General features: G+C 34.8%; 20 protein-coding genes. 8 read left to right on the forward strand and 12 right to left on the reverse strand.

What is annotated here, in order from left to right; translation table 11 throughout:
- Positions 1-10: 10 nt before the first annotated feature.
- A complete protein-coding gene (locus TZ01_RS06220) occupies positions 11-2,512 on the reverse strand; it encodes a cbb3-type cytochrome c oxidase subunit I (RefSeq protein WP_048101949.1) in 2,502 nt (833 codons plus the stop codon).
- A gap of 236 nt (positions 2,513-2,748) precedes the next feature.
- On the opposite strand from TZ01_RS06220, the gene TZ01_RS06225 reads away from it, so the two are divergent.
- On the forward strand, positions 2,749-3,495 hold the full coding sequence (locus TZ01_RS06225; protein WP_048101950.1) for a DUF929 family protein: 747 nt from the start codon (positions 2,749-2,751) through the stop codon (positions 3,493-3,495).
- Positions 3,496-3,497: 2 nt separating this feature from the next.
- On the opposite strand, the gene TZ01_RS06230 is transcribed toward TZ01_RS06225, so the two are convergent.
- Entirely contained in the window at positions 3,498-3,701 is a 204-nt protein-coding gene (locus TZ01_RS06230; protein ID WP_048101951.1) for a hypothetical protein, read from the reverse strand.
- A gap of 134 nt (positions 3,702-3,835) precedes the next feature.
- Positions 3,836-4,003 carry a hypothetical protein gene (locus tag TZ01_RS09605; protein ID WP_156150330.1) on the reverse strand — a complete coding sequence of 56 codons (168 nt, stop codon included), beginning with the start codon at positions 4,001-4,003 and terminating at the stop codon, positions 3,836-3,838.
- A gap of 275 nt (positions 4,004-4,278) precedes the next feature.
- Here TZ01_RS09605 and TZ01_RS06235 point away from each other — a divergent pair, with 275 nt between their 5' ends.
- The gene (locus TZ01_RS06235; protein ID WP_048101952.1) at positions 4,279-4,482 is read left to right on the forward strand and encodes a hypothetical protein; all 204 of its coding nucleotides are present in this window, start codon (positions 4,279-4,281) and stop codon (positions 4,480-4,482) included.
- Between the two features lie 4 nt (positions 4,483-4,486).
- Here TZ01_RS06235 and TZ01_RS06240 read toward each other — a convergent pair whose 3' ends face one another.
- The gene (locus TZ01_RS06240; protein ID WP_048101953.1) at positions 4,487-5,989 is read right to left on the reverse strand and encodes a hypothetical protein; all 1,503 of its coding nucleotides are present in this window, start codon (positions 5,987-5,989) and stop codon (positions 4,487-4,489) included.
- 88 nt (positions 5,990-6,077) lie between these two features.
- Between TZ01_RS06240 and TZ01_RS06245 the strand changes: the two genes are divergently transcribed.
- Positions 6,078-8,288 (forward strand): 4Fe-4S binding protein, encoded by a 2,211-nt coding sequence (locus TZ01_RS06245; RefSeq protein WP_048101954.1) that lies wholly within the window; start codon positions 6,078-6,080, stop codon positions 8,286-8,288.
- Between the two features lie 14 nt (positions 8,289-8,302).
- The gene (locus TZ01_RS06250) at positions 8,303-9,076 is read left to right on the forward strand and encodes a hypothetical protein (protein WP_048101955.1); all 774 of its coding nucleotides are present in this window, start codon (positions 8,303-8,305) and stop codon (positions 9,074-9,076) included.
- A gap of 5 nt (positions 9,077-9,081) precedes the next feature.
- On the opposite strand, the gene TZ01_RS06255 is transcribed toward TZ01_RS06250, so the two are convergent.
- The 3 genes from TZ01_RS06255 to TZ01_RS06265 form a co-directional block, all read right to left on the reverse strand.
- Positions 9,082-9,711, reverse strand: a complete 630-nt coding sequence (locus tag TZ01_RS06255; protein WP_048101956.1) for a helix-turn-helix domain-containing protein — start codon at positions 9,709-9,711, stop codon at positions 9,082-9,084.
- A 130-nt stretch (positions 9,712-9,841) separates the two neighbouring features.
- Positions 9,842-11,368: a hydantoinase B/oxoprolinase family protein gene (locus TZ01_RS06260; RefSeq protein ID WP_048101957.1), complete on the reverse strand. Its 1,527-nt coding sequence runs from the start codon at positions 11,366-11,368 to the stop codon at positions 9,842-9,844.
- Entirely contained in the window at positions 11,365-13,323 is a 1,959-nt protein-coding gene (locus tag TZ01_RS06265) for a hydantoinase/oxoprolinase family protein (protein WP_048101958.1), read from the reverse strand. The genes TZ01_RS06260 and TZ01_RS06265 overlap by 4 nt, the downstream gene beginning before the upstream one ends.
- 103 nt (positions 13,324-13,426) lie before the next feature.
- Here TZ01_RS06265 and TZ01_RS06270 point away from each other — a divergent pair, with 103 nt between their 5' ends.
- The 4 genes from TZ01_RS06270 (at position 13,427) to TZ01_RS06285 (ending at position 18,280) form a co-directional block, all read left to right on the forward strand.
- A complete protein-coding gene (locus TZ01_RS06270; protein WP_048101959.1) occupies positions 13,427-14,692 on the forward strand; it encodes an MFS transporter in 1,266 nt (421 codons plus the stop codon).
- A gap of 50 nt (positions 14,693-14,742) precedes the next feature.
- Complete coding sequence (locus tag TZ01_RS06275; protein WP_048101960.1) at positions 14,743-15,885, forward strand: NAD(P)/FAD-dependent oxidoreductase; 1,143 nt, start codon at positions 14,743-14,745, stop codon at positions 15,883-15,885.
- 35 nt (positions 15,886-15,920) lie between these two features.
- On the forward strand, positions 15,921-16,805 hold the full coding sequence (locus TZ01_RS06280; protein ID WP_048101961.1) for a DMT family transporter: 885 nt from the start codon (positions 15,921-15,923) through the stop codon (positions 16,803-16,805).
- 71 nt (positions 16,806-16,876) lie between these two features.
- Entirely contained in the window at positions 16,877-18,280 is a 1,404-nt protein-coding gene (locus TZ01_RS06285) for an MFS transporter (RefSeq protein ID WP_048101962.1), read from the forward strand.
- 5 nt (positions 18,281-18,285) lie between these two features.
- Here TZ01_RS06285 and TZ01_RS06290 read toward each other — a convergent pair whose 3' ends face one another.
- The 5 genes from TZ01_RS06290 to tgtA all read right to left on the reverse strand — a co-directional run bounded on the left by TZ01_RS06290 (position 18,286) and on the right by tgtA (position 23,935).
- On the reverse strand, positions 18,286-19,173 hold the full coding sequence (locus tag TZ01_RS06290; RefSeq protein WP_156150331.1) for a hypothetical protein: 888 nt from the start codon (positions 19,171-19,173) through the stop codon (positions 18,286-18,288).
- Complete coding sequence (locus TZ01_RS06295) at positions 19,160-19,798, reverse strand: hypothetical protein (RefSeq protein WP_048101964.1); 639 nt, start codon at positions 19,796-19,798, stop codon at positions 19,160-19,162. Before TZ01_RS06295 ends, TZ01_RS06290 begins: the two co-directional genes overlap by 14 nt.
- Positions 19,799-19,891: 93 nt before the next feature.
- Positions 19,892-21,214 (reverse strand): MFS transporter, encoded by a 1,323-nt coding sequence (locus tag TZ01_RS06300; protein WP_052656809.1) that lies wholly within the window; start codon positions 21,212-21,214, stop codon positions 19,892-19,894.
- 209 nt (positions 21,215-21,423) lie between these two features.
- Positions 21,424-21,942 carry a magnesium-dependent phosphatase-1 gene (locus TZ01_RS06305; RefSeq protein WP_048101965.1) on the reverse strand — a complete coding sequence of 173 codons (519 nt, stop codon included), beginning with the start codon at positions 21,940-21,942 and terminating at the stop codon, positions 21,424-21,426.
- Between the two features lie 124 nt (positions 21,943-22,066).
- Entirely contained in the window at positions 22,067-23,935 is a 1,869-nt protein-coding gene (gene tgtA, locus TZ01_RS06310; RefSeq protein ID WP_048101966.1) for a tRNA guanosine(15) transglycosylase TgtA, read from the reverse strand.
- Positions 23,936-23,944 lie beyond the last annotated feature (9 nt).

Below are 23,944 nucleotides of genomic sequence, written 5' to 3' on the forward strand. Positions count from 1 at the left end.
TTATATCACCTCATGCTATAAACGCTATGGTTGTGAATACACTTGTAAGGAATACAAATGCCACAAACCACATTAGTATATCTGCGCTTGTAGCCACCCTTCCCCAAAGGAATTTTTTACTCTTGCTGACACTTATGATATACTTTATCATAACGGCTATAACACCTAATGAGAATGTTACGTCCATTAATGATATTAACCAGAACATTGATGTAACCGGATTTGTTCCGGTGGCTGCAAGTGCCAGCACGCTGTTTGCATTCATTGTTTCAAGTGAAATTATTGCTGTGATAAGGTATATTATTGCAAATATTACCCCAATTGTCATATAAGTTGATGATGCTGATGCCTTTTTATTTATTGCACCACGGAGTGCGAAGTATGCGAATAAAGCTGCTATGCCTATTGTTATTATTGATATTACATTATATACTGTTGCCATGGCAGGGAAGAAGAAGGTTGTGGGATCGTTTCCCTCAACATATGGTGAGATGGTCTGCAGTTTTAACCATTCCACGGTTCCATAGAATGTTGCCATCCATATCATATCTCCTGCAAGGAATATAAGCATTCCAAGCCTCATGTTGTTGAATCCCTTTGTAACAGGGTCTTTCTTATACATAGGCGGTACATTTGGAGACCTTAGTTTGTAGTCATCGTACATCCAGCCAATACCTCCCCATGCAAATAAGCCTAAAGCAACTGCCACTATTGCAAAGCCTATGTATGCGAAATAGGATCCAAATGCGTATGGCTTATAGCCCATTAATGCAACAACTGTTCCAAAGAAGGCAAGTGCCACACCACCTGCAATAAGCATGGGTCTTGAGGATAACTCAACCTTACTTGGTTTTATTGGTTTTGTTTCATCCAATAAAAGATCCCTGTTATCTGCGCCACCAACATATGGCTCATAATCAAAGTTATAATATTTTGGAGGTGTTGTGGTAAACCAGACGAATCCAGCCGTGGCCTTATATGGGTTATTTTCTGTAACCCTTTTTCCATATTTAAGTGACCATGCAAAGTTGGCAAACATTATAAGGAATGATAGCCCAAATATGAATGCCCCTATTGTTGATATCTCATTAAATATGGTATATCCAAACCCAGACTGATATGTATATACCCTTCTTGGCAGATCATAAAGGAAGAACATTGGGAAGTAGAGGATATTGACACCGGGATATGCAAACGCCCAATGAAGCCTGCCCAGCTTTTCGCTGTACATTCTTCCTGTGAATTTTGGGAAGTAATAGTAAAGATTGCCCATAAGGGCCATAACAGCAACACCAACCATGAAATAGTGGAAATGGGCCACCACATAATAATCACCATGGACTATTGTATCAATGGCTAATGATGATTGGGTAACCCCTGTAACCCCACCAATCATAAATGATGTTGATGCGGCAAGGGCAAATAATACAGGAGTCTGGAACTTGTGTTTTGCACCCAGTAATGTTGCTATAATTCCAACTATCATCATTCCTGTTGGTATGGATATTGATTCAGTGAATATACTTGTGGCCATTAGCCATGCAAATACTATACCTGTCATGAATGTGTGATGCAGGAAAACCATTACACCATCAACTGATATTGCTCCCATTGCTGCTATCATCCATTTTTTAAGATATGGTGCTTTATGGCCAAGATTTGATAAATAATCAAACATGGCCCCTGTTCCGGGTAAGAGTAATAAATATACCTCAGGGTGCCCAAAGTACCAGAACAGGTTCTCCCACATTAATGCTCCTCCATAGGTGGATATAAATCCGGATAAACCTAAAACGTTGGAAACTACAAGTATAAAGAACAGGGCTGTTATTTCAGGGAATATAAACCAGGATATGGCCGCCACCCAGAATACTGCCCAGACAAATAGCGGCATATTCATCATTCTTAATCCTCTGGCCCTTGCCTTAAATACAGTTGCAATAATTTCTGTTGATGCTATTATGGTACCAAGACCTCTTACCACCACTGCAGCTGCGGCAGTATCAGCTCCCAGATAAGGGGTGAATTTAAATGATGATAAGGGCTGATAAACTGTCCATCCCGTATCAAGGTTACCGCCTGGCATAAAAAAGCCGATCCATAGAAGTATGCCGCTGAAAAGGTAAAGCCAGTACCCAAGTGCGTTTATTCTGGGGTATATCATATCCCTGGAACCTATTGCCAGCGGTATTAAATAAATACCAAAACCAGTCCCAAGTGGCCCAAGGAACCATACAAGCATTGTTAATCCGTGTATTGTGACAAGCTGGTTGTACTGTAATGCATCAAGAAAACGGCCTGAGAAGAGACTGTACTTGACAAGATCATATCTTGGTATTGCCAGCTGAAGTCTCATAAGTAAGGCCAACACACCGCCACCAATAAAGAAAACCAGTGATGTCAGTATGTATAAAATTCCAATCTGTTTATGGTTAGTTGTAAAAATCCAGCCTTTCACAGAATTATAAATCTTGTTGTTATATTCATATTCTGCTTCGCTTGCGCTATCCATGTGTTGTATATTTTTTATCTAATTATAAAATTAATTATAGAATATATTCACGTAATTAGATATTCTTTTATAATTCAAATAAAAAATATGAAATGCTATGTGAAAATATCAAAATAATATGATTTTTTAAATTTAATAATTCTTTTCGTAATATTATATTCAAAAACATATTCTAATAGTTATATTTAGTCTCAATATTCAGCAAAGTATAAATAACATCTTTAAATTAAATTTCAATGGAACCAGATGGCGATAAACCTAAAATAAATAGAAAAATGCTTGTTTTCTTCATTGTTTTTTTAATAGTCATTGTAGCATTATCCATAGATTTTGATCTCCATTACAATCCAACAGAGGAAAATATTAAAATAGACAATTACTGCCAGATTTCCACAAAAAATCTGGTTGGCGGGGGTTCAATAAACGTTTATTTTATCACGTGGAACGGAAGCCCAAATGGAGCATCAAGTTCATGGGCATATTACAGTCTTATTGGTAGTACTAAGAATTACACATATGTTAACTCATCATCATCATATATTTATAATAATACACCAGGTGTAATATTTACAAACTCAGAATATAATTTCACATTAAATGGAAGAATGATTCACTTCATACCAATTTATTTGTATAAAGAAAATTTAACAGGGCAAAACCTAATAAATGAGGGACTTAATGAAATTAAAGCAAAAGTCCCATCAAATGTATATAATGATATAAAAATATACACAACTGAGGTCCTCATATCTGGAACAGATTCTACAAGCGCCAATTTAAGTGCAGGTAATGGCATACCAGCACATATAAACACTGTTAGCATTATAACTGGACCTGGAGGAGCATATATATTCAATGGTGCACTAATATCACCAAGTGCACTTAGTAATGAAACTCCAGAAAAGGTAATGCAGAATATTAAAGACCCAACAATAACACAGGCAGTTGCTGGTTTAAAAAATTATATTGAAAAGGTAGAATAAACTTATGCATTATTTTTATTTTTAAATTTCAGTACCAGAAGGGCAACAACAAATGCAATACCAACTGCCAGTAGAAAGTAATCCACATCATAGCTTAATGCATAAAATCCTCCTATAACAGATGATGCACCAAGAACAGTTTTAAGATTTTTCCCGGCATTTACACCATTTTGTGAACTTTTTTTAAATATTTTTAATCCTACCATAATTAACAATATTTTTAAATTATATATAAATTTTATGATTATTTATTGTTAAATAACCAAAATTTGAGATAAAATATAAAATTATAAGGTGAATTTGACAAAATGATTACGTTAATGTTAAATAAAAAAATAAGTTAACGCCTTAACACAAAATATTTTACGAATATTGTTGCCCCTATTGCGACCAATGTTACTGTACCCATAATTATTGGTATAAATAACGGACCGTTAGGATTATAGGCAGCTGGCTGTAAACCACTCACAAGCATTGTTAAATTTTTTAGTATTAAGCCTGATATCATGATTCAATTATGATTTTTTTGAATAAATATGTTATTAAAGAATATATTCTATAAATCGAAATAAATTATTACCAGTTGTATTTATATAATTTTAAATATTTTTTTCATATAAAAAGTAAGTAATATGTAATAAAATAAATTATTTGGACTTTATTTATTCTAATTCATAAATATATTTGCGTTAATCAAATATATTTATCACAAATGTATCATCTTTAATTTATAATCTGGATTAAATTTATATAGCAAAAAAAATTTTAGTATTGGGGATAAAAATGGTAAGAACAATAACATTGTTGATGACCGGAATATTGCTAATAATAGCCGGCTTTGGTACCTTCATCCAGGGTTATCTGAATACTGTACCATATCCATTATATGTGGAAATAGTGGGTGCCGGACTGTTCATTATAGGCCTTGCATTTACAGCCATAGGATTTTCTGAGTATGGACTAAATGACAGGATAAAATTTAAATGATTTTTTAATCTTCTGAAAAGTTTTTTGATTTTTTCTTGGAATTTTTTAGGTAATAGTTTTTTGGTACAGAATACTGGTAAAGTGTATCTATTGTGCTTAACCACATAAAAGGCAATGCCGTTGCCCATAAAATTGCTGAAAATATAATTTGTTGCTCTATTCCATATAATGGGTATAAAGTGGTATTTTCTATTAATGCAATGTAAAAAATTATTAGGGCAGTCATGCTGAACATCATTGCATTGTATTCAACATATGCACGCTTTAATGTATCAATATTTGAATAGATAAGGTAAACTATGAAACCTGAGACAAATGCCATAAGGTTCATTAAGAGGAATATATTATAATATGTATATGCCAGGGCTGTAAAATACGGTATAAACCAGATAAACATAATTATGCTTGAAAAAATTATTAGTGAAATTATTAGATATTTACTTTGTATTCTGGGCTGGACACCTATTTTTGTTAGGACATACATAAAAAATATACCGGCAACAAACATAAGTATGTTTATTCCGAAGAAGAATATTAATGATAATAATTCCAGTTTAAAATAAATTCCAAAAATTTCAGCAATTGGAGTAATTAATATAAAAAATATTGCCATAACTGGAAATATATTGCTATTCCTGATATTTTTTATCTGTGATACAATTTTTATCTGAGTTTTCCTGTTTAGAAATACTGTAAGCATAAAATTACTCAATAAAAGCAGGACAATGCTTTCACTTAGTAGTGTGGTGCTAACTGCTGTGGCTAGTGCAGCCGCTATTGTTGGTAAGGTTGCTGTTAACCCCTCACACTGGCAGCTTAATGCAGATATACCGCCGGTTAATGTTGGGCTTATCATGTTTTTTGCAACGGAGTTGTTTCTAACTATTTTAAATATCATGTAATAATTTTCAGTAAGCAGCGCGGCAAGTATAATATAAAGAACTATTGATTGAATTGAAGTGGTGAAATAAAGATAATTTATTCTCATTATAATTCCATAATAAAAGAAGTATGGTACTTTTTCAATTGGAAAATCTGCATATATTGAATCAACAACTATTTTTGTTGGTTCCACTGGTGTTGATATAACAAGAAACTTTGATATGAATAGCATTGCGATTAAAATGGATATAAATCCGGCACCACGGTAAAATAAACTTCTTTTTTTATTAAAATATAATTCTTCAATAATATCAGCGTAAAATGCTATTATAAGGAATATTATTATTTCATACATTATATATACAATATAAGTCGCCAGTAGCACAATGAATGTTACAAGGCCAATAAATAAAAAATATAAATAAATTCTATCAATAATAGAATTCTTTCTAAAAAATACCAGTAATGGCAGGGCCACGTAAGGAATTATAAAAAATAAAAACTGATAGATTGATGGGTAATATATATTACTGAAAATTACAAAAACATTGGTATAAAATGAATAAAAGAAAAGATAAGCTGTAAAAATTGAAATCAATAGACTCTCGACTACCTCCCTCTTCATAAAATCACATATGTATAATTTTCAATAAACTTATTTATAGAAACTATTCTATAAATAATTAATAATATCATCTTTAAATCTTTGATATATGAATTCCCTGACATTTACATTGGGAATCATAACCATTGTGGTTATGGTTGCCTATGTGTCAGCTGTATTTGCGTATGTATTAAAAAATAAATTTACAATATCATTTTTAAAACTGGCCTCAATAGGCATATTTACCGCAATGATGGCCAGCATGCTCAACGCATTAACCTTTTATATAACAACCACAAGAAGCTTATTGAACACTGCCACCGCCTTCGTTATAGGCATGGCATTAATGACCCAGCCGCTTGTTGCCACATTTATAGGTGTTATCCATGGGGGATTATCCAGAAAGGGGCTTACAAGGGCCATTGGCGTTTCCTTTACAGGTCTAATTATATGGAATGAGGTTTCTATGGGTATTTTTCTGTATTACCTGTTTAATCCAATAATAATACATTTTGATTATTACCATATATTTTATTCTCTTTCATTTGTTTATGCGTTAAGCTATGGAATTAACACAATATATTTTCTGGTCCCAATGACTGTTGAAATGGCAGTGCTTTATTTTGTTTACAAGCCCAAGGGTATGCACAAATATGCGGCAATATCAATATTCACCATGGATTTAGTTTCCCCCACCATACTTGGTAATAACGATTTTGTTTTTATTGGCGGTGTTCTGGAAATGGCCATAATGATAATATTTATGGTAATTTTTCTTGAGTATATTGCATCGCACAGGCTTCTAATGCCAAAAAAAGATGCATACCATATAAAAATGATTTTTATTGATTACCTTTTTATGGGCATAGGAACATTTTTGGGAACAATAATGTTAAAACCCTTTGGGCTGGTATGGATATTTTATGCCATGGGTATAATATTTGGAATGTGGTATTATTATCACAGCATGTTCCTTGAAAATATTAATAAGGCACTGCCTGAAAATAAGGAAAAAATTCCAAGAAAGGTTAGGGCTGCCAAACCCAGAAATTTAATATTCTTTGTGCTTCTTTCATCATTTATAATAGAATTTTTGATGGCCGCATCAATGGATTTTGCCACATATGATTATGTTCCATTTTACAGATTCATAGATACCGTGCCGGTATATAGTGGTGTTTCTGTTACCAGCGTTTATGTACACATAGTATTAAGGGAATTTATATCACCGTTTGTGCCTGCCACAACTGGCGTTTCCAACTTTCTTGTATTATATGATATGGCGGGAGGCGTTTATAAATTCACACCAGTATCAATATTTATTGAAATTTTTTATATTATTGGTTATATAACTGAATCTCCACCATTTTTAATAATTATGGGTCTTGAAATGGGGGCACTTGTTATATCCAGAATTAGGAAACTTGCAGACCGGGGAAAAAAGATCAACCTTGCATTTGCCCTTACTGCGTTTGCAATATACACAGTTGCCGGGCCAAACTTTTTAAATCCGATATGGTACAATAAATTACCATTATGGTTAAGCACAGGTTACGAGGCTGCACTATATCCCTATCTTGTTTTACCATTAATTGGATCATATGTGCTTTATGCCTTTCTGGCACTTCTCTTTGGGAGAAGATCATACTGTTCGACACTATGCCCTGCAGCAGTAATGTATGGTGGTTCACTTGGACAGGCCATGGTTAAGTATAATTATGAATCAAAATTAAGTAAAAAGGAGTCTGGTAAATACTTCAGCAATACTGTTCTATCAATAGCCTCCATGTCATGGATTCTGGCAATACTTGCGTCATTGTTTTCATACTATTACACAAGTACTGGAAGATTGTTTTTTAGCATTTATGGAATAGACCCCTCAGTATTTTATTCCTATTTTATGTGGGATATACTATGGTACATATTCTTTATATCCATACCATTCACCGGCATGAGTCCGTGCAGAAAATATGGCTGGTGCTCCACAGGAACACTTGCGGGTGTATTTAGCGTTCTTGGATTTTTTAAGCTTAAGGTAAAAGATAAAAATATTTGCAAGAACTGCACAACAAGGGACTGTGCAAGCTCATGCGAGGTGGGCCTGTCAACAATGCCAGATGATTTTATTGAAAAGGGATATTTTAAAAGTGTAAAATGTGTTGGTGCAGGTGACTGCATCAGGGCATGCCCATACAATAACATATATTTTTATGATGTCAGGAATTTTGTAAGGGAAAAACTGAAAATTGCAAATAAACATGAAAGCAGCTCAGGTGCCATGAGTGAGATGAAACAGCAAAACATTATAACAAAAAAATAAATTAGGGTGTTAAAATGAATGAAATATTATATTATTATTTTATATTTCAGGTAATACTTGCCTTTGGAATAGTAATTGTTGGAGGTACTGTGGAGGGCTATGGTTATGGTTTATCACTTGGAACCAACTGGCCATATACAAGGGATATGCCGGTTAAGGCCAAGGCCGGTGATCCTGAGGTGTGGCACAGGATACTGGCCACACTGCTCGGAATAAATGCGGTTATTATGGTTATACTTGTTCCAAGGGCACTGGAAATAACAGGATTAATACTGGTAATTATAACAGCACTGCTTGGTATGGCAACACTTTACACCCTTGCAGGTAAGGCACCGGCATTGGTTCAGGGCCTTCATGACATACTTGCATATTCCACTGGAATTACATACCTATTAATAGTTACAGGCCTTTATGGCAATGAACTTCAGTTAATTGAGCATAACATACCCTTATACTTCTTCTTCTTTGTTATATTCATGGGCGGGATGACAACCGGCCAGCGTGGATATCAGAGACCCATAGGCTATTTCAGATTTCCAAAAACCAAATCACAGTGGATATGGAGCATTCATGGTATTGCCGTGTTACTTTTCCTGTTTTCGCTTTCATTCTTTTATTACAGGTACAGCATCGCGTTAATTATAATAGCAGTACAGATTATAGTGGGAATTATTGTATTTGTCTCTGTGAACAAATCAGCATCAAGACCCGGAGCAATTGTACCCATTCATCAGCTATTTACAATATTTATTCTAATGTCAATAATATTTCAGCTAACACTATTTTAAAAAAATTATTTTAAATTTTCATTTATTAACTGCCTTAAAGACCTTCTTAGCATCAAATTAAGTGTTGTCTGTGGTATGTGGAGTTCCTCTGAAAGCTTATCAAGGCCGATTCTTTTGGGAACATCGAAGTATCCCATTTCATATGCCTGCTTTAGTACATAGAGGCTTTTTGTATCTGATTTTCTACCCCTGTGTATTTTTACATCAACGTCCTCTATTTTATATTTCTCCCTTAGTATTTCCGCAATTTTGTCAACCTTGGCACAGTTATCCACCTCAACCTTCCAGTGAGTGTTGCCCTTATAGTCTATTCTTTCTATAAGCGGATTTTTCTTATTTTTTACAAGCGATGATTTTAGGACATCAATAATGGGGCATGAGGCGGTTACAGTTACCCTGAATGTTACAGTATTTTTTGTCCTGTCCAGTATATCTATGTGCTCAAAATCATTGTAATTTTTTAAAAAATCTGCTGTTTTATTTATTATTTCCGGTGATTCTGAATATATTGATACCGTTTCCATGAGCTGATCAGTGTCCCAGCTCCTGCTAATTAACCTCATTTTAATATGATAGTTCTGTATTAAATTTGATGCAAAGCATCTGTCATATTTAAAAATATATGTGACGTCCATTGCTCTCTATTAACAAATACTTAATAATTATTAAATTTTATTATAATTTATAACAATGAATTAAAATATAATAAATAAAAATTTATGTTTGAACATTTTATGACTAAATAAATTATATTTCAATATTTTTTTAAATTTTACCGTAGCCGCCTCCCCCGGGGGTCTCTATAATGACCTCATCGTTTTTATTTAATTTGGATGAGAATTTTGCCGGCATCCTTTTTTTTCTCCCTGATGATATTATATAAAGTGATCCGGTCTTGCCCGGGGAACCACCGTGTATACCCCATGGTTTAACCATAAATCTATCAGCTATTACAGACATATACGTTTGATTTGTAACATAAAATGATCTTATTATACCCTCACCACCTTTATGCAAACCATTTCCACCGCTGCCCCTTCTTAATTTATATGCTGTGAAGAACATTGGATATTCCTTTTCTGCTATTTCAATCGGCGTGTTAAGGGTATTTGTCATATTTGAATGCACCCCGGACTCACCATTGGAATTATACCTGCCACCATTACCCCCACCAATTGTTTCATAATATGACCAGTATTTGCCATTATTCTCACCCCCAAGCATGATATTCATCATTGTGCCTGATGATGCTGCAGGTATTTCCTTTAAAAATTTAGATAAAGCAAGTAAAACTGTATCTGCCACACGCTGTGTTGTCTCCACATTGCCACCAGAAACTGGATGCGGTTTTTCTGGGTTTAACAGGGATTTTTCTGGAACCTTAAGGTCTATTATTGAATAAAAACCATCATTCGTGGGAATGTCCTGATTAATTGCACTTCTGATTGAAAATGAAGCGGATGAAAATGTTACCCCAAGGACAGCATTTAAGGGATAATTTATCTGATTATCCGTGCCGGAAAAATCAGCTATAATGCCGTTTTTTGTTACTGAAAGCTTTAGTTTTAATTTTATTAAACCATCATTTTTCTCAAGGAAATCCTCTGATTCATATGTGCCCTGGGGCCATTCAGCCATTGCATGCAGTGATAATTCTCTTGAATGATCTATTAATGTGTTCCATGAGGCATTTATATCATCTCCTGAATATCTATCCAGAAGTTCCTTAATCCTTTTTATTCCCATTCTGTTTGCGGCCATCTGTGCATTAAGGTCCCCTGCTGCAGTATCAGGGTCCTTGAAATTTGATAGTATAAATTTTATGACATCACTGGAAGCCTTTACAGGTGGTATTATGGTGCCCTCCTGATACAAATTTATTGCCTCCGGGTTCAAACTGCCAAATACAGGGCCGCCAACATCAACGTTATGTGCCTTGTTTATAACATAACAAAAAAGTTCGTTCCGGTAATATACAGGTGCAATAAATGTAACATCATTTAGATGTGTCCCTGAAATATATGGATCGTTGGTTACAAGCATTTCATTTTCTCCCAGAATTATACCGTTTTGATTCATATAATCTATTATATTTTTTGCGCCTACCTTAAACGAACCAAGATGCACCGGTATGTGTTCTGCCTGCGCCACAATTCTGCCATTTTTATCCAGAACTGCACAGCTATGATCCATTCTTTCCCTTATATTTGGCGATAGTGCAGATCTTTTCAGTGATACCCCCATTTCCTCCGCAATAAACTGCGTTGCCTTACCTATTATTTCCCAGTTCATCTTACCACCACTATTTCATTATTTTTACCCAGATGGGCATTCCAATTTTCAGGTATAAATGTGCTGCTGCCATCCTCCTCTATAACACAGGGTCCGGCAATATTTTCACCGGCAATAAGGCTGCTTCTTGAATACACATTGATTTCTGTCCATTCCCCATTTATATATGCCTTTCTTTTAACAAATATTTTTTTATTGCTCTTTTCGATTTTTATTTCTGGTTTTTCCCTCCTTTCAATGCCAAAAACACGTATTGTAAATATTTCAATAGGCTTATTAAGCCTGAATCCAAATGTATTATAATGTATATTTTCAAAATCCTCAAAGATCCTATCACGACTTATTTCTTTAACCGGCACAGTTAATTCTGAACCCTGACCATAATACCTGCAATCGGCATACATTAGAAATTCAGGATTTTTAAGTTTTCCGAGGAGTTTATTTTTCAGCTCATTAAAATCTGATTCGAGATTTTCTGGATATGATTTACGCGCCTCATAACGCATATCTGAGTATGTTAATCCCAGGGCACTGAAAACACCAGGGCCAGGGGGTATGACCACTGTTTTTATTCCAATTTCCTCAGCAATTTTAACCGCAAACTGTGGGCCTGCACCACCGAAACCAAAGAGGGTGAAGGCTGAGGGGTCAAGACCCCTTTCAACGGTAACAAGGCGGATGCCCCTGGCCATCTCAAGAATTGCAAGCTTAACAGCATTTTCGGAAATTTCATAGGGGTCTCCAAGAGTTGACAGTGCCTTTAATGAGAGGTCCTTTCTTAGCTTAAAATCAGAACCGGACATGGTATCGCTGATAATGCCAAGAACCAGATTTGAATCTGTAAGGGTTGGATATTTACCACCCCTGTTATAACATACCGGACCGGGGTCAGAACCTGCACTTTTAGGACCAATATTTAGACCGCCTGCACTATCCTTCCATATTATTGTTCCACCGCCGGCAGAAACCTCTGACAGGTCAATGAATGGAAACCTCACAGGATACCCTGAACCCTTTATTATCCTTCCATGGTGAGATGAACCGCCAACCTCATATTCAGATGTAATCTCAAAATTCCCGTTAAGTACCGTGCCGGCCTTTGCCGTTGTACCGCCCATATCAAATGCAATTACATTTTTTATATCCATTATCTTGGCAAATTCTGCTGCGGCTATAACACCTGCGGCCGGACCTGATTCAATTATATTTACGGGCTTTTCAGATGCCTCGTCGCTAAAAATAAGGCCACCAGCATTTGACATGATTTTAATATCAAAATTTCCAAAATCTCTAATGGAGTTTTCCAGATTTTTTATATATTGCGAGGTTACAGGTGAAAGTGCGGCATTAACAACAGTTGTTGACATCCTTTCAAATTCACGCGGTTCGGGTGATACATCGTATGAAATTGATATGTTTTTAAATTTGTTTTCCAGAATTTTTTTGGTTCTTATTTCATTATCTGCATTTTTGTACGAGTGTAAATAACAAACAGCAACTGATTTTACACCCTTTTCCAGCATTTTTTTCTCTATATTTTCTATTTCATCATTATTTATAGATTCAATTATATGACCATTTACGTCTGTTCTCTCATGGACCTCATATCGTAAATTCTCTGGAACAAGGATCCTTGGTCTGTGAAAGTTTAAATTATATAACTCAGGCCTGTTCTGCCTTCCTATCTCTATTATATCCTTAAATCCATATGTTGTTAGAATGGCAACCCTGGGAAGCTCAAGCCCATACTGGCCAAGCAATGAGTTTGTTGCGATTGTTGTTGCATGAAGAAACTCGTCAATTTTTTTACCATTTAAATATTTTTTAAGGCCGTTTAACACTCCTATTTCTGGATTTTTTGGTGTTGTTGGCACCTTATAATAACTAACGTTTTTATTTTCTATAACAACTATGTCAGTAAAGGTTCCACCTATGTCCACAGAAACTAGTACCATAAACTGTAAATTACCATACTATTATTAAGTTTCCTATAAAAACTAATTCATTTATCCGGAAATATAAAATAAATATTTAAATATATGATATTTTTCATAAATTATGTCAAGGTCAAGGGATATAATTCTGGCATCAATGGTTGGAACGATAATAGAGTGGTATGGCATATTTATTTTTTCCTCAGGGGCGGATTATATATCCAAGGTTTTTTATCCGTTTGTAACATCATCGGTGGCCATACTTTTAACACTTTTAACATTCGCGCTTGGATTCGTAACAAGGCCCGTTGGTGCCTATATATTTGGGCATTATGGTGATAGAATAGGCAGAAAAAAAATGCTTTTACTGACATTGATGATATCTGGCATATCCACAGGACTTACCGGTTTAATACCAGGTTATGCCAGCATTGGAGTGGCTGCCATAATTATCCTGGTTATTCTAAGGCTGGTACTTGGATTTGGCCTTGGTGGTGAATGGGGTGGTGCCATGCTTTTAACACTGGAAAATTTCCAGTCCAGGAGGGGATTCTATTCATCCTTTGTGCAGTCAACTGTTGGACTTGGCCTGCTAATTGGTGTTTTTATTTTTTTTCCACTGGCATATTATCTACCGGCAAGTGCAATGATAGCCTATGGCTGGAGGATTCCATTTTTATTTAGTTTTGTAATATTAATTATTGGTGCTTTTATAAGGCTTAAGGTATCAGAAACACCTGTTTTTGAGAATGAAATAAAATCCAAAAAAATCCAAAAATCGCCGTTTAAGGTGTTAATGAAAAGGCACTGGAAGGGTGTTCTAACAGGAACAATTCTTGCAGGTTCCTCCGGAAATTTCTTCTATTTTGCTATTGCACTGCTGCCGGTGCTTATGGAGGAAATTTATAAGATGCCGGTATACTTTGGATTAATAGGTACTGCTATTTTCGGCATTGCGGATATAATATTTGTATTCATGGGCGGGATGATTTCAGATGCCAAGGGAAGAAAAATAATAATAGCATTTGCGAATATCCTTGCACTGGTAATAATATATCCATCAGTATATCTTGTATCAGATTATTATTTTATAATTTTTATAACACTCTTCGGGGTGGCCCATGGTCTAAGCTATTCACCTTTGGGGGCAATGATATCAGAAATATTCCCTGCTGATGTCAGGTATTCTGGTAATTCTGCAGCATACCAGTATGGAAATTCATTTATAGGAGGTCCGGCACCCTATGTTTCTGATTATCTCGGTGGCATTTCTTATGTACTATATCCTGTTTTTACCGTAATTTTTATACTAATAGCCCTTGGTACAGTCATTAAAACAGGTGAGACGAGGAATTTATCAATGGATGTAACAGACGAGGTTGAATCGTAAATTTTTACTTTTTTAAATTAAATATATATAATTATTAATTATAATCAGGTGTGCATGATGTAATTGTGGTTGGTTCGGGTCCAGCGGGTTCCTATTTATCATACAGTCTGTCAAAAAAAGGCTATAATGTTCTAAATCTTGAGGAACATAAAGAGATAGGGAAACCTGTTGAATGCACAGGCCTTGTATCCAAAAGGGTTTTTGATTACATTAAATCGAATTCCAGGATTAATTCAGTGCATGGTGCAAATATATATTTTCCAAATGGAAAGTACATACATGTAAGGAAAACTGAGGAAACAATAGTAATGTACAGGGATGATTTTGACAAGGATGCGTCCGCAATGGCCATATCTGCAGGTGCAGATGTAAGTATAAATTCCAGGGTTATGGACGTTAGTATTAATAATGAGTATGCCGAGGTCAAGTATAAAAAAAATGGAGAGATAATGTATGCAAAGGCCCAGATTGTTGCAGGTGCTGATGGGGCTAACAGCACTGTAAGAAAAATACTTTACAGGAAGCGCCCGGAAAAAATAATATCAACATATCAGGTTGATTCTGCAGCAAGGCTTGAAGATCAGGATGATGTAAATGTTTACATAGGATCACATAACAGCAGGGGTTTTTTTGGGTGGGCAGTACCATCCGGTGATATTACCCGCATAGGTGTTGGGGTTGACCGTGTTAATGCCATAAAATATTTTAAGAATATAAACAAAACCTATGGAGATAATAAGATAATAGGCATAAACGCAGGACCAATACCAATAAGATATCTTAAAAAAACATACGGGAACAGATCAGTTCTTGTTGGAGATGCGGCAGGTATTGTAAAACCATTATCTGGTGGCGGTATATATACAGGCATAGTATCTGCAAAAAATGCTGCCGAGGCAATAGACAGGAGCTTTCAGCATGAGGATTTTTCAGAAAAATCTTTATCGTTATATGAAAAACTCTGGAAAAAGGAAATTGGAAGGGAGCTTAAGATGGATGCCAGAATACAGGATTATTATTCCAGATTAAGCATAAATGATAGATTATTAAACAAGATATATAATGCAATAAATAATGAAAATATTATTAATAAAATTAACTCACTGGGTGATATTGACTATCCCTCAAGGGTGGTGATTTCCGTTATTTTTAAAAGACCACAGCTGTTAAAATACCTTATTTTTAGAAAATAATTAAATTAATTAAATATGTGGGTATTACTGGAAAAATGAATTCAAAACTGGTATATTTATTGCTTTTAATTCTTGTTGTATTTTTCTGGGGTGTAACATTTCCAATAATGAAGATCTCACTTTATTATATAACACCAGGAATGCTGCTTGCATTTAGATTTCTGCTATCTGCTGCTCTCGTTTTACCCTTAATATTTAAAAATAAGAATAGAAAGGAAAGGCATAATGTGGTTTATGGTATAACCGCCGGTGTTCTGTTATTTATAGCATATTATTTTCAGACAGTGGGGTTAAAGTATACAACATCCTCACAGTCTGGCCTCATTACCGGACTCTATGTTGTCCTTCTGCCACTGATTTCATTTTTGTTTTTAAAAATGAGGATAAAGAAAATTGATGTGCTTTCAGCAATAATGGGGCTTATTGGCCTTATAATGATGTCGTCATTTAATTTTTCTGGGAAATATGCATTTGGCGATTTTCTAACGTTTTTATGTGCCATATTTTATGCTATTCAAACAGTTTACGTTTATAAATACACAAAATATCTTGACACAATGGTGTTTTCATTTTACCAGTTATTGATGGTCGGCATCCTGTCATTATTTTTTATGCCGTTAAATATAAGAATTTATTCCGGACTTAAGGTTCCCGTGGTCATCTTTACAATAGTATTCACAGCACTGTTCGCAAGCCTTTTTGCCATAATTATTAATACAAGGGCGCTGAGATACGTGGAACCAACCGCCGCGGGCATTATTTATGTTGGTGAGCCTGTTTTTGCAGTAATTTCCTCAATATTTATATTAAATGAAATACCAACTTATTATATTATTGCTGGAGGTTTAATAATAGTTATATCAATGTTTATAGAAACCATTAATAAGTATTATGAGGGAAAAAACAGCTATGCAATTTAACTATATATCATATATATTCTTATATATAATATATGAATAATATTAATATCTATATCAATTATTAAATTTTTATGGGAAATGATATAAAAAATATAAATGAAGCCCTGGATAATGCAACGGGAAAATTCCATTTAAAGACATTTCTAACAGCAGGTATGGGATTTTTTACGGATGCATATGACCTCTTCATAATAGGAACAGTTATAGCAATACTCCCAATGGTTGGGTGGAGCCTAACAACCACAGACAAGGCATTAATAGGATCAACCTCTCTAATAGCTGCTGTGGTTGGTGCACTTACATTTGGAAGGCTTCTGGATTATTTGGGCAGGAAGGCAGTATATGGTCTGGAGCTGGTGCTTCTTGTTATTGGGGCAATTGGCAGTGCGCTTTTATCGTTTAAAAATCCAGCAGTTTTAATAGGATGGAGATTTCTCCTTGGTATAGGCATAGGTGGGGACTATGCAACTTCTTCTGTTATCATGGCTGAGTATTCAAACATTAAAACAAGGGGCAAATATGTCGGAAGCATTTTATCAATGCAGAGTATAGGCCTTGTTGTTTCCTCACTGATTGCCCTTGCATTTCTTTTAAATGCAACTGTAATACCGCTGGCATATGCATGGAAGATCCTCCTTATAGTCGGGGCAGTACCACCAATGTTTGTGATATATTACAGAAGAAAAATGCCCGAGCCACCAAGATACACGGTTGCAAGGGGAGATGCTAAAAAAGCGGCGGAGAATCTCAAAAACTATACAGGCCTTGATGTGAATGTATCCGGTGATCATGAAAAAGTCAATGCACCATGGTACACATTATTTAAGGATAGAAAATTTTTAATAACATTAATAGGAACTGCAGGTGCATGGTTTTTAATGGACTGGGCATTTTATGGGAACTCAATTATGTCAAATGATATCTTTAAATTCGTTATAACACAGACAGGACTTGCGGGACTTATAAGAAGCACAGAATATTCTGCATTGATATTCACGGTGGCGGCACTTCCGGGTTACTGGCTTGCAACATTTACTCTTGATAAAATAGGAAGAAAGCCAATACAGGTGATAGGTTTTGTGATGCTGGCAGTTACCTACGGAATTTTGGCACTGTTCCCTGTTCTGGATACATTATCACACGTTGATGAATTCCTTGTGATATATGGTATAAGTTATTTCTTTATGATGTTTGGTCCAAACGTTACAACCTTTGTTTACCCACCAGAGGTTTTTCCGGTTACAACAAGGGGGCTTGGATCTGGCATTTCTGCTGCCGGGGGTAAAACCGGGGCATTCATAGGAACCTTTGTTGATGTCTTTATAATAGCCAGTGGATTATCCCTTTTAATGACAATACTTGCCATATTTGCCATAGCAGCAACCATAATAACAGTATTATGCCTTCCAGAACCAAAGGGCAGGGCCATTGAGGAGGTATCCAGAGAGTCACAGTATATAACCACAAAGCAATAAATTTTTTAATTTTTTATTTTATTATATATTTCTATATTCCCTTTAATTTTACCATCTTCCAAAAAAAATATTCCGCAGTCTATTAATGAATCTATATAAGACCTGAATTTTAGTTCATCAATATTTCTATTAAATAGATGCCTATAATTCCTTAATAAAATTTCAGCATCAAGCGGGATCATATCTCCATGTATTATTGAAAAATAATAATATGAGTATGCTGTTCTTACATAGGGTTTAACAGAATCATTTGCTGCAAAAATTTCAGGAATGGCTGAAAATGTCATGGCAAACATTTCCCTGTCATTTTTAAAACCGGGGTCCTCATTTTTGTATATTATTATTTTATCATACCTTTCTTCATATTTTAATATACCACTATGTTTTATAAGGGAGAAAAATTTTATTCTTTTTGTATCTGCCTGCCTTGATGTGTCCAGTATTACATTCCCATTATTATCCAGGGATCTAAAAATCTCCATCATGGGTGTGTAGGCCATCCTTATTTCAGGTATTTTTGCAAGATAATTCCCGGCATATGATATAATTTTTAAAATATAACTCTTATTTAGTTCAGCGATTTTTGATTTTATCTGCATGAGAGCTGAATTAAACTCCGGACCCTTTATTGTGATATATCCATAAATATTTTCAGCCTCCAGATAAAATACATGGCCAATTTTATTTATTAAATGTATGGAGAGCACATGCTCTGGCAGGAATAAATCTGCATAGGCATTTATCTTTCCAAGGGTTTCTATGGAATCTGGATCAATAAACAAAAAATCTCCATAGTTTTCATGAAGAAATTTATTAAAAAGTGATATTAAATTATCTTTGGTTGTTTGTAACATCTGGTATTTTTGTGTAAAATAATACCTAGCGGTATTCAAAGGCATCACCCTGATACTCTGTAAGCAATTTAAGCTGGCTGGCTGAATCTGAATTTATATTGACATAAACTACCATTTTATTCCTTGATTTTATGAATATCTCCCGAAGTTCATTTTCGGAATATGCCTTAAAAACATTCTTGAATTTATCATTGTAATAATTTATATCCAATATTTTATCATTAACGGATATATCGGGATTGATTTCAATAAATCTACCGGATATAAAGGCTGCCGGAAAAGAATAAAATATACCATCAGGTATATCTGCATTGCCGCTGAACGTTGAATAATCCATGAATAATGCCACAATTCTTCCTTGTTTCATGTATGAAAGCGCATTGGTCATGTTAGAGTCTTCTGAAAGAGATATTGATAATTTTCCTGCATACTTTTTTTTAAGTTTTTTGTTAACAATGCCTTCTATTGTTTTGTAAGCATTATCAAAACTGTGCCTAATTCCTGTTATCCTGTTAAAACCAAAAGTCCTTGATAATTCAATTGGGCTTAAAACACCATCGAGACCCATTGCATTATATATATTAGAATTAACGGTAATACTAAGAGTGTTTATAACGTTATATCTCGCATCGTTTATTGTATTGTAAACAATATTTAAAGCCATATAACAGTAAAAATATAACATTGGGCTATATAAATTATTACATATAACCGGTGTTTTATAACTGACTTTTTTAAATAAATATTAAAAGTAAAATTATTTTCTAACGTTATCCATTATTTTTCTGTCCAGACCAGAAAGGCTTCTGGCCTTTGTTTCAAAGCCTTTTCTCTGCCATATTACTGTCATTGTTAATGATAGCAAGAATATTAACATGACGGCGGATGCGGGAATGATAAATGGAAGTGATGTGTATGTTAAAAGTATTATAATGATGCCTGTACCAACCCATACGGTAAATCTAACAAGTGAAACATAGGTTCCCCTTTTATATGTTGGAAATATTTCAGGCTCAAGCATTCCACGTGATGCCCAGGTAATCTCACCGGGAATGAATAAAAGTACCATTAATGCGACAAGAACCAATCCGTATGTGCTGTGTGTTAATGCCTCAAATAACCATAGAACCCCCCAGAAAACTACCAGTAGGCCATAGGACATTATTGTAAATGTCTTCCTGTTCATTTTTTCAACAATGATAAGGCTTGTGATTATACCCACTATCGTCATTGTAAATCCGCCAATTATCGGTATATCATCTGCGAGTCCCAATGAGAAATAGCTGTAGCCAACGCCATATGAAAAATAAACAAATGCAACATCCTGTGCAATGCCTATTATAATGAGTATAAGAAAGCGCAATGGCAGACCAATATGTGGATTTACAGGTTCTGCATCGTTATCTATCTGCCATGCGTCCTCAACATCGCTGTTTGATTTTAATGCACTCCATGGAATGCTCTCCTTAACATAGAACCATGAAAGCCCAAGTGCGATAAGTGGGGCTATAAAAAGCATGGATATTGCAAGCCTGCTTATCGAATCTGAAAGATGAAGAAAGATGGGGATAAAGGTTAATGCAACCCCAACATTCCCAAAGTTCTGAACAATAACCAGTGATTTTCCTCTAACATTTGCAGGAACGGATTCAACAATCATTGATAAAATTGGTGTTTCAAGTCCTATGGCGGCCATTCCAACAAGAATAAATGATATTATAAGGGCAATAACAAGGTTTGATAAAAAGACAAATATTGCTATACCAATAACAATCATTGCAGACGTGATCATAAAAGACCCGCGCCTGCCTATTTTATCTGCCAAACGCCCTGAGAGAAGTGCCCCAACACCCCCGGCTATATATGGCAGACCCAATCCAATATAAAAGTACTTTGAGGGTAAAATTCCTCCTATTACAGAAACGGGGCCATAACTTTCGGCAACACCATAAACGAGCATCCCCATTGCAAGTGCTATTAGCACCAAGGCGGGGGTGCCTTTTCCACCACTTATTTTATTATTTCCATCCTTAAAATGACCGGGCAAATTACCATCAATATTATCAGCTCCCTGTTCCATTATGGAAAAGTTAAAAAAGTTATAAAAAGCTTTCTCAAAATTTTTTTTTAAAAATGACAAATATCATGAGTTTTAATGTATGCTGTCCAGATTTTATTAAGTTGCCGAACAAACACAGTGAGCTACCTCATGCTGAAACAATGAGGCTTCCTTATTCATTGACAGTTCTATTTTAATTTATATCCATATTGATTTTTAAAATTTCTGCATTATGCTGTGGTCTCGTATCCTAAAATTTTCTTTTTAATAACGTCCTTTGCCTCATCATAATTCTTTGCTGTTTTCCATATATTTATAAATATGATATCACCAACACTTTTTTTTATGGCATCCATGTGTATGTCACGATCGTCTATGTAAACTATTCTATCAGGAGTTATATTAATTCCCTTGGCTTTTAGTATATTAATTAAGTCAAGCAGTCTTTTATCCTTGTCCGGGGTATAATCAGTTGCATTATAATCGAATAAATCAATTATGCCAAATTTCTCCAGGGCCTCCATGGCATGTTCCTTTTTATTCCAGCTAAGGCTGGTTATTATGGCGCCATGCCTTTTACACCAGATCATAAATTCAACAGCACTTTTATAAATTGTTACCACGGTATTTTCCCCACGTATTTTCTCTGAATCTATTTTTTCATAGGGTGGATTAATTCCAGATATGTTTAAATTATCCCAAACAGTGCCGTCCAGATCCATTGCCAGCAGCCATGGTTTACCTTCCATGATAGGTTTATTATAATCTTTAAATAAACTTATCTAACCAAAATTTAAAATTTTATATCAAAAATAACAATAACGCATTATAAATATTTTTTTTAAAATGAAAAATGGGATTTATGACTAAAAATCACTTAATGCCCCTGTGTACCTTTACAGCTATGCCATCTTTATAATATTTCATTTCAGTTCCTGAAACTGTTGCCTTACCAACGGCACAGAGCCTGTCCGAAGAATCTACAACAAGCACATCATTTCCTGCAATTATATTATGATCAAAATCTAATATGAATTTGAAGAACACATTATAACCCTTTGAGTTAAACTCTGCACTGTCTTCTGTAACAACAACCCGTGATAATGGATAATCAAGCATTGCCAATAAAAAAATACCTCCATCTGGAGTTAATGTAAAAAACCCATCGTTTCTCATTGTTGCAATTAGTTTTGAATTCCTTATTATGTTTCTAATATGACCGGTGGTCTTAGATTTAATAATCTGGTCATTATTATTAAAAAAGTTTTTAACACCGAACTGGTAGTCAAAAACAGTATTGATTTTTTCCAGATCAAAATCCCTAATTTTTTCTTTTATGGTATAATCTGTATACGGTATTACTTCGTCATTTATTGATTTTAAATACCTTATATAAGAATCCCTCAGGTCATTGAATATTAATTCTGATGAAACCATCTGCCCAACAGGGAATGTGTTTTCAAGTTCAACAGGAATATATATGCCATTCCATGGAACAAGTATATTAAAATCGTTTTGCTCATAAAAATCTATTAATTTTTGACCCGTGGGCATACCGGGTTTCCATAATTTTTTTGGGATTAAAATAGTTTTTTTACCGTTTGAGATGTATTTGTATGTGTAATTTTTTAATCTTTTTACCCACGGGTTTTCAAGCGAATTGGAATCAAAATAATAGAATGGTGATTTGGATGAAATACTCTGGAATTTAGTTAGAGTATTTTCACTTAAAATGTTAATATAAGCTCTGTAAAGGGCCGGATGTGCATGTGCTATTTCCTCAACATACTGATAAAGTGTATTTTCGTATATCCTCTCCTTAATTTCGTTAATTTCCATAAAAATTGCCTTAAGATTATGCTTTGCCAGTTCCTTTAGTCTAATTTCCTCTGATTCCTGAATTAATTCCTGTGGTTTATACCGCCCATATAATGGGCTCCATTCAGGAAAATCGAGGAGATCCTTTAAGGATCTTGTACCCTCATGATACAATATTCTATTATCCTTGGCATATTTTATATAGGATGCTGAATCAAAGAGATCCACCCCAAGCATTACTGAAAAGGCGAAAAACATTGGATGTCCACCTCCAAATAAATGAACCGGCCTTGAAAAATCTGCATTTATTTTTGAATTTATAATAATTTTAACCAGATCATCATACCTGTATGATTCCAGAAGTGGTACAACACCACCTATTGGCAGATAGGGTGCCCTTGACATTAACTGTGCTGAAAGACTCCTTAAATCAGGATATACTGAACCCTGAATTGGACCGGCTATAATATCATCACCTATATCTATTTCCTGTAATCTACGGTATGTTTCCTCCACAGCATGTTTTGATTCTTCATATTTATCCTCTGGCCGGGTAAATATATCAAGTATGGTTATTATATCGCTTCCTATCTTTTTCTGAAAATCAACAATTTCCTTATTTGTATATTCAATATCACCATAAACGTAACTCTGGAATGTTCCTGAATCTGTCATTATGGGGCCGTTAAATCCTATTAATTTATGCACACCATATTTAAGAGCATTTTCCCTCAGCGAATCTGTTCTCCTAATTATATAGCTGTTTGTTATTACGGCCTGGGCACCCAGGCTTCTTAGCTCACTCTCTGATAAAAAATTTAGATTTGGATTAATAACAGGTAATACTGTTGGTGTTTCTATATCACCATGTTTTGTATGGAACTTTGCAATCCTTGCCAGATTTTCCCTGTAAAGCAGATGCATGTCAACGTA

Origin of the sequence: Acidiplasma sp. MBA-1 (assembly GCF_000949015.1) — an archaeon.
GTDB classification, from domain to species: domain Archaea; phylum Thermoplasmatota; class Thermoplasmata; order Thermoplasmatales; family Thermoplasmataceae; genus Acidiplasma; species Acidiplasma aeolicum.

What these genes read in the sequence shown, in the direction of transcription:
- TZ01_RS06260 (WP_048101957.1), bottom strand. Translation starts at nt 11,368, where the DNA reads ATGAACTGGGAAATAATAGGTAAGGCAACGCAGTTTATTGCGGAGGAA.
- TZ01_RS06300 (WP_052656809.1), bottom strand. Translation starts at nt 21,214, where the DNA reads ATGGAACAGGGAGCTGATAATATTGATGGTAATTTGCCCGGTCATTTT.
- TZ01_RS06245 (WP_048101954.1), top strand. Translation starts at nt 6,078, where the DNA reads ATGAATTCCCTGACATTTACATTGGGAATCATAACCATTGTGGTTATG.
- TZ01_RS06280 (WP_048101961.1), top strand. Translation starts at nt 15,921, where the DNA reads ATGAATTCAAAACTGGTATATTTATTGCTTTTAATTCTTGTTGTATTT.
- TZ01_RS06230 (WP_048101951.1), bottom strand. Translation starts at nt 3,701, where the DNA reads ATGGTAGGATTAAAAATATTTAAAAAAAGTTCACAAAATGGTGTAAAT.
- TZ01_RS06220 (WP_048101949.1), bottom strand. Translation starts at nt 2,512, where the DNA reads ATGGATAGCGCAAGCGAAGCAGAATATGAATATAACAACAAGATTTAT.
- TZ01_RS06305 (WP_048101965.1), bottom strand. Translation starts at nt 21,942, where the DNA reads ATGGAAGGTAAACCATGGCTGCTGGCAATGGATCTGGACGGCACTGTT.
- TZ01_RS06265 (WP_048101958.1), bottom strand. Translation starts at nt 13,323, where the DNA reads ATGGTACTAGTTTCTGTGGACATAGGTGGAACCTTTACTGACATAGTT.
- TZ01_RS06235 (WP_048101952.1), top strand. Translation starts at nt 4,279, where the DNA reads ATGGTAAGAACAATAACATTGTTGATGACCGGAATATTGCTAATAATA.
- TZ01_RS06295 (WP_048101964.1), bottom strand. Translation starts at nt 19,798, where the DNA reads ATGGCTTTAAATATTGTTTACAATACAATAAACGATGCGAGATATAAC.
- TZ01_RS06240 (WP_048101953.1), bottom strand. Translation starts at nt 5,989, where the DNA reads ATGAAGAGGGAGGTAGTCGAGAGTCTATTGATTTCAATTTTTACAGCT.
- tgtA (WP_048101966.1), bottom strand. Translation starts at nt 23,935, where the DNA reads ATGCATCTGCTTTACAGGGAAAATCTGGCAAGGATTGCAAAGTTCCAT.
- TZ01_RS06225 (WP_048101950.1), top strand. Translation starts at nt 2,749, where the DNA reads ATGGAACCAGATGGCGATAAACCTAAAATAAATAGAAAAATGCTTGTT.
- TZ01_RS06255 (WP_048101956.1), bottom strand. Translation starts at nt 9,711, where the DNA reads ATGGACGTCACATATATTTTTAAATATGACAGATGCTTTGCATCAAAT.
- TZ01_RS06270 (WP_048101959.1), top strand. Translation starts at nt 13,427, where the DNA reads ATGTCAAGGTCAAGGGATATAATTCTGGCATCAATGGTTGGAACGATA.
- TZ01_RS06285 (WP_048101962.1), top strand. Translation starts at nt 16,877, where the DNA reads ATGGGAAATGATATAAAAAATATAAATGAAGCCCTGGATAATGCAACG.
- TZ01_RS09605 (WP_156150330.1), bottom strand. Translation starts at nt 4,003, where the DNA reads ATGATATCAGGCTTAATACTAAAAAATTTAACAATGCTTGTGAGTGGT.
- TZ01_RS06250 (WP_048101955.1), top strand. Translation starts at nt 8,303, where the DNA reads ATGAATGAAATATTATATTATTATTTTATATTTCAGGTAATACTTGCC.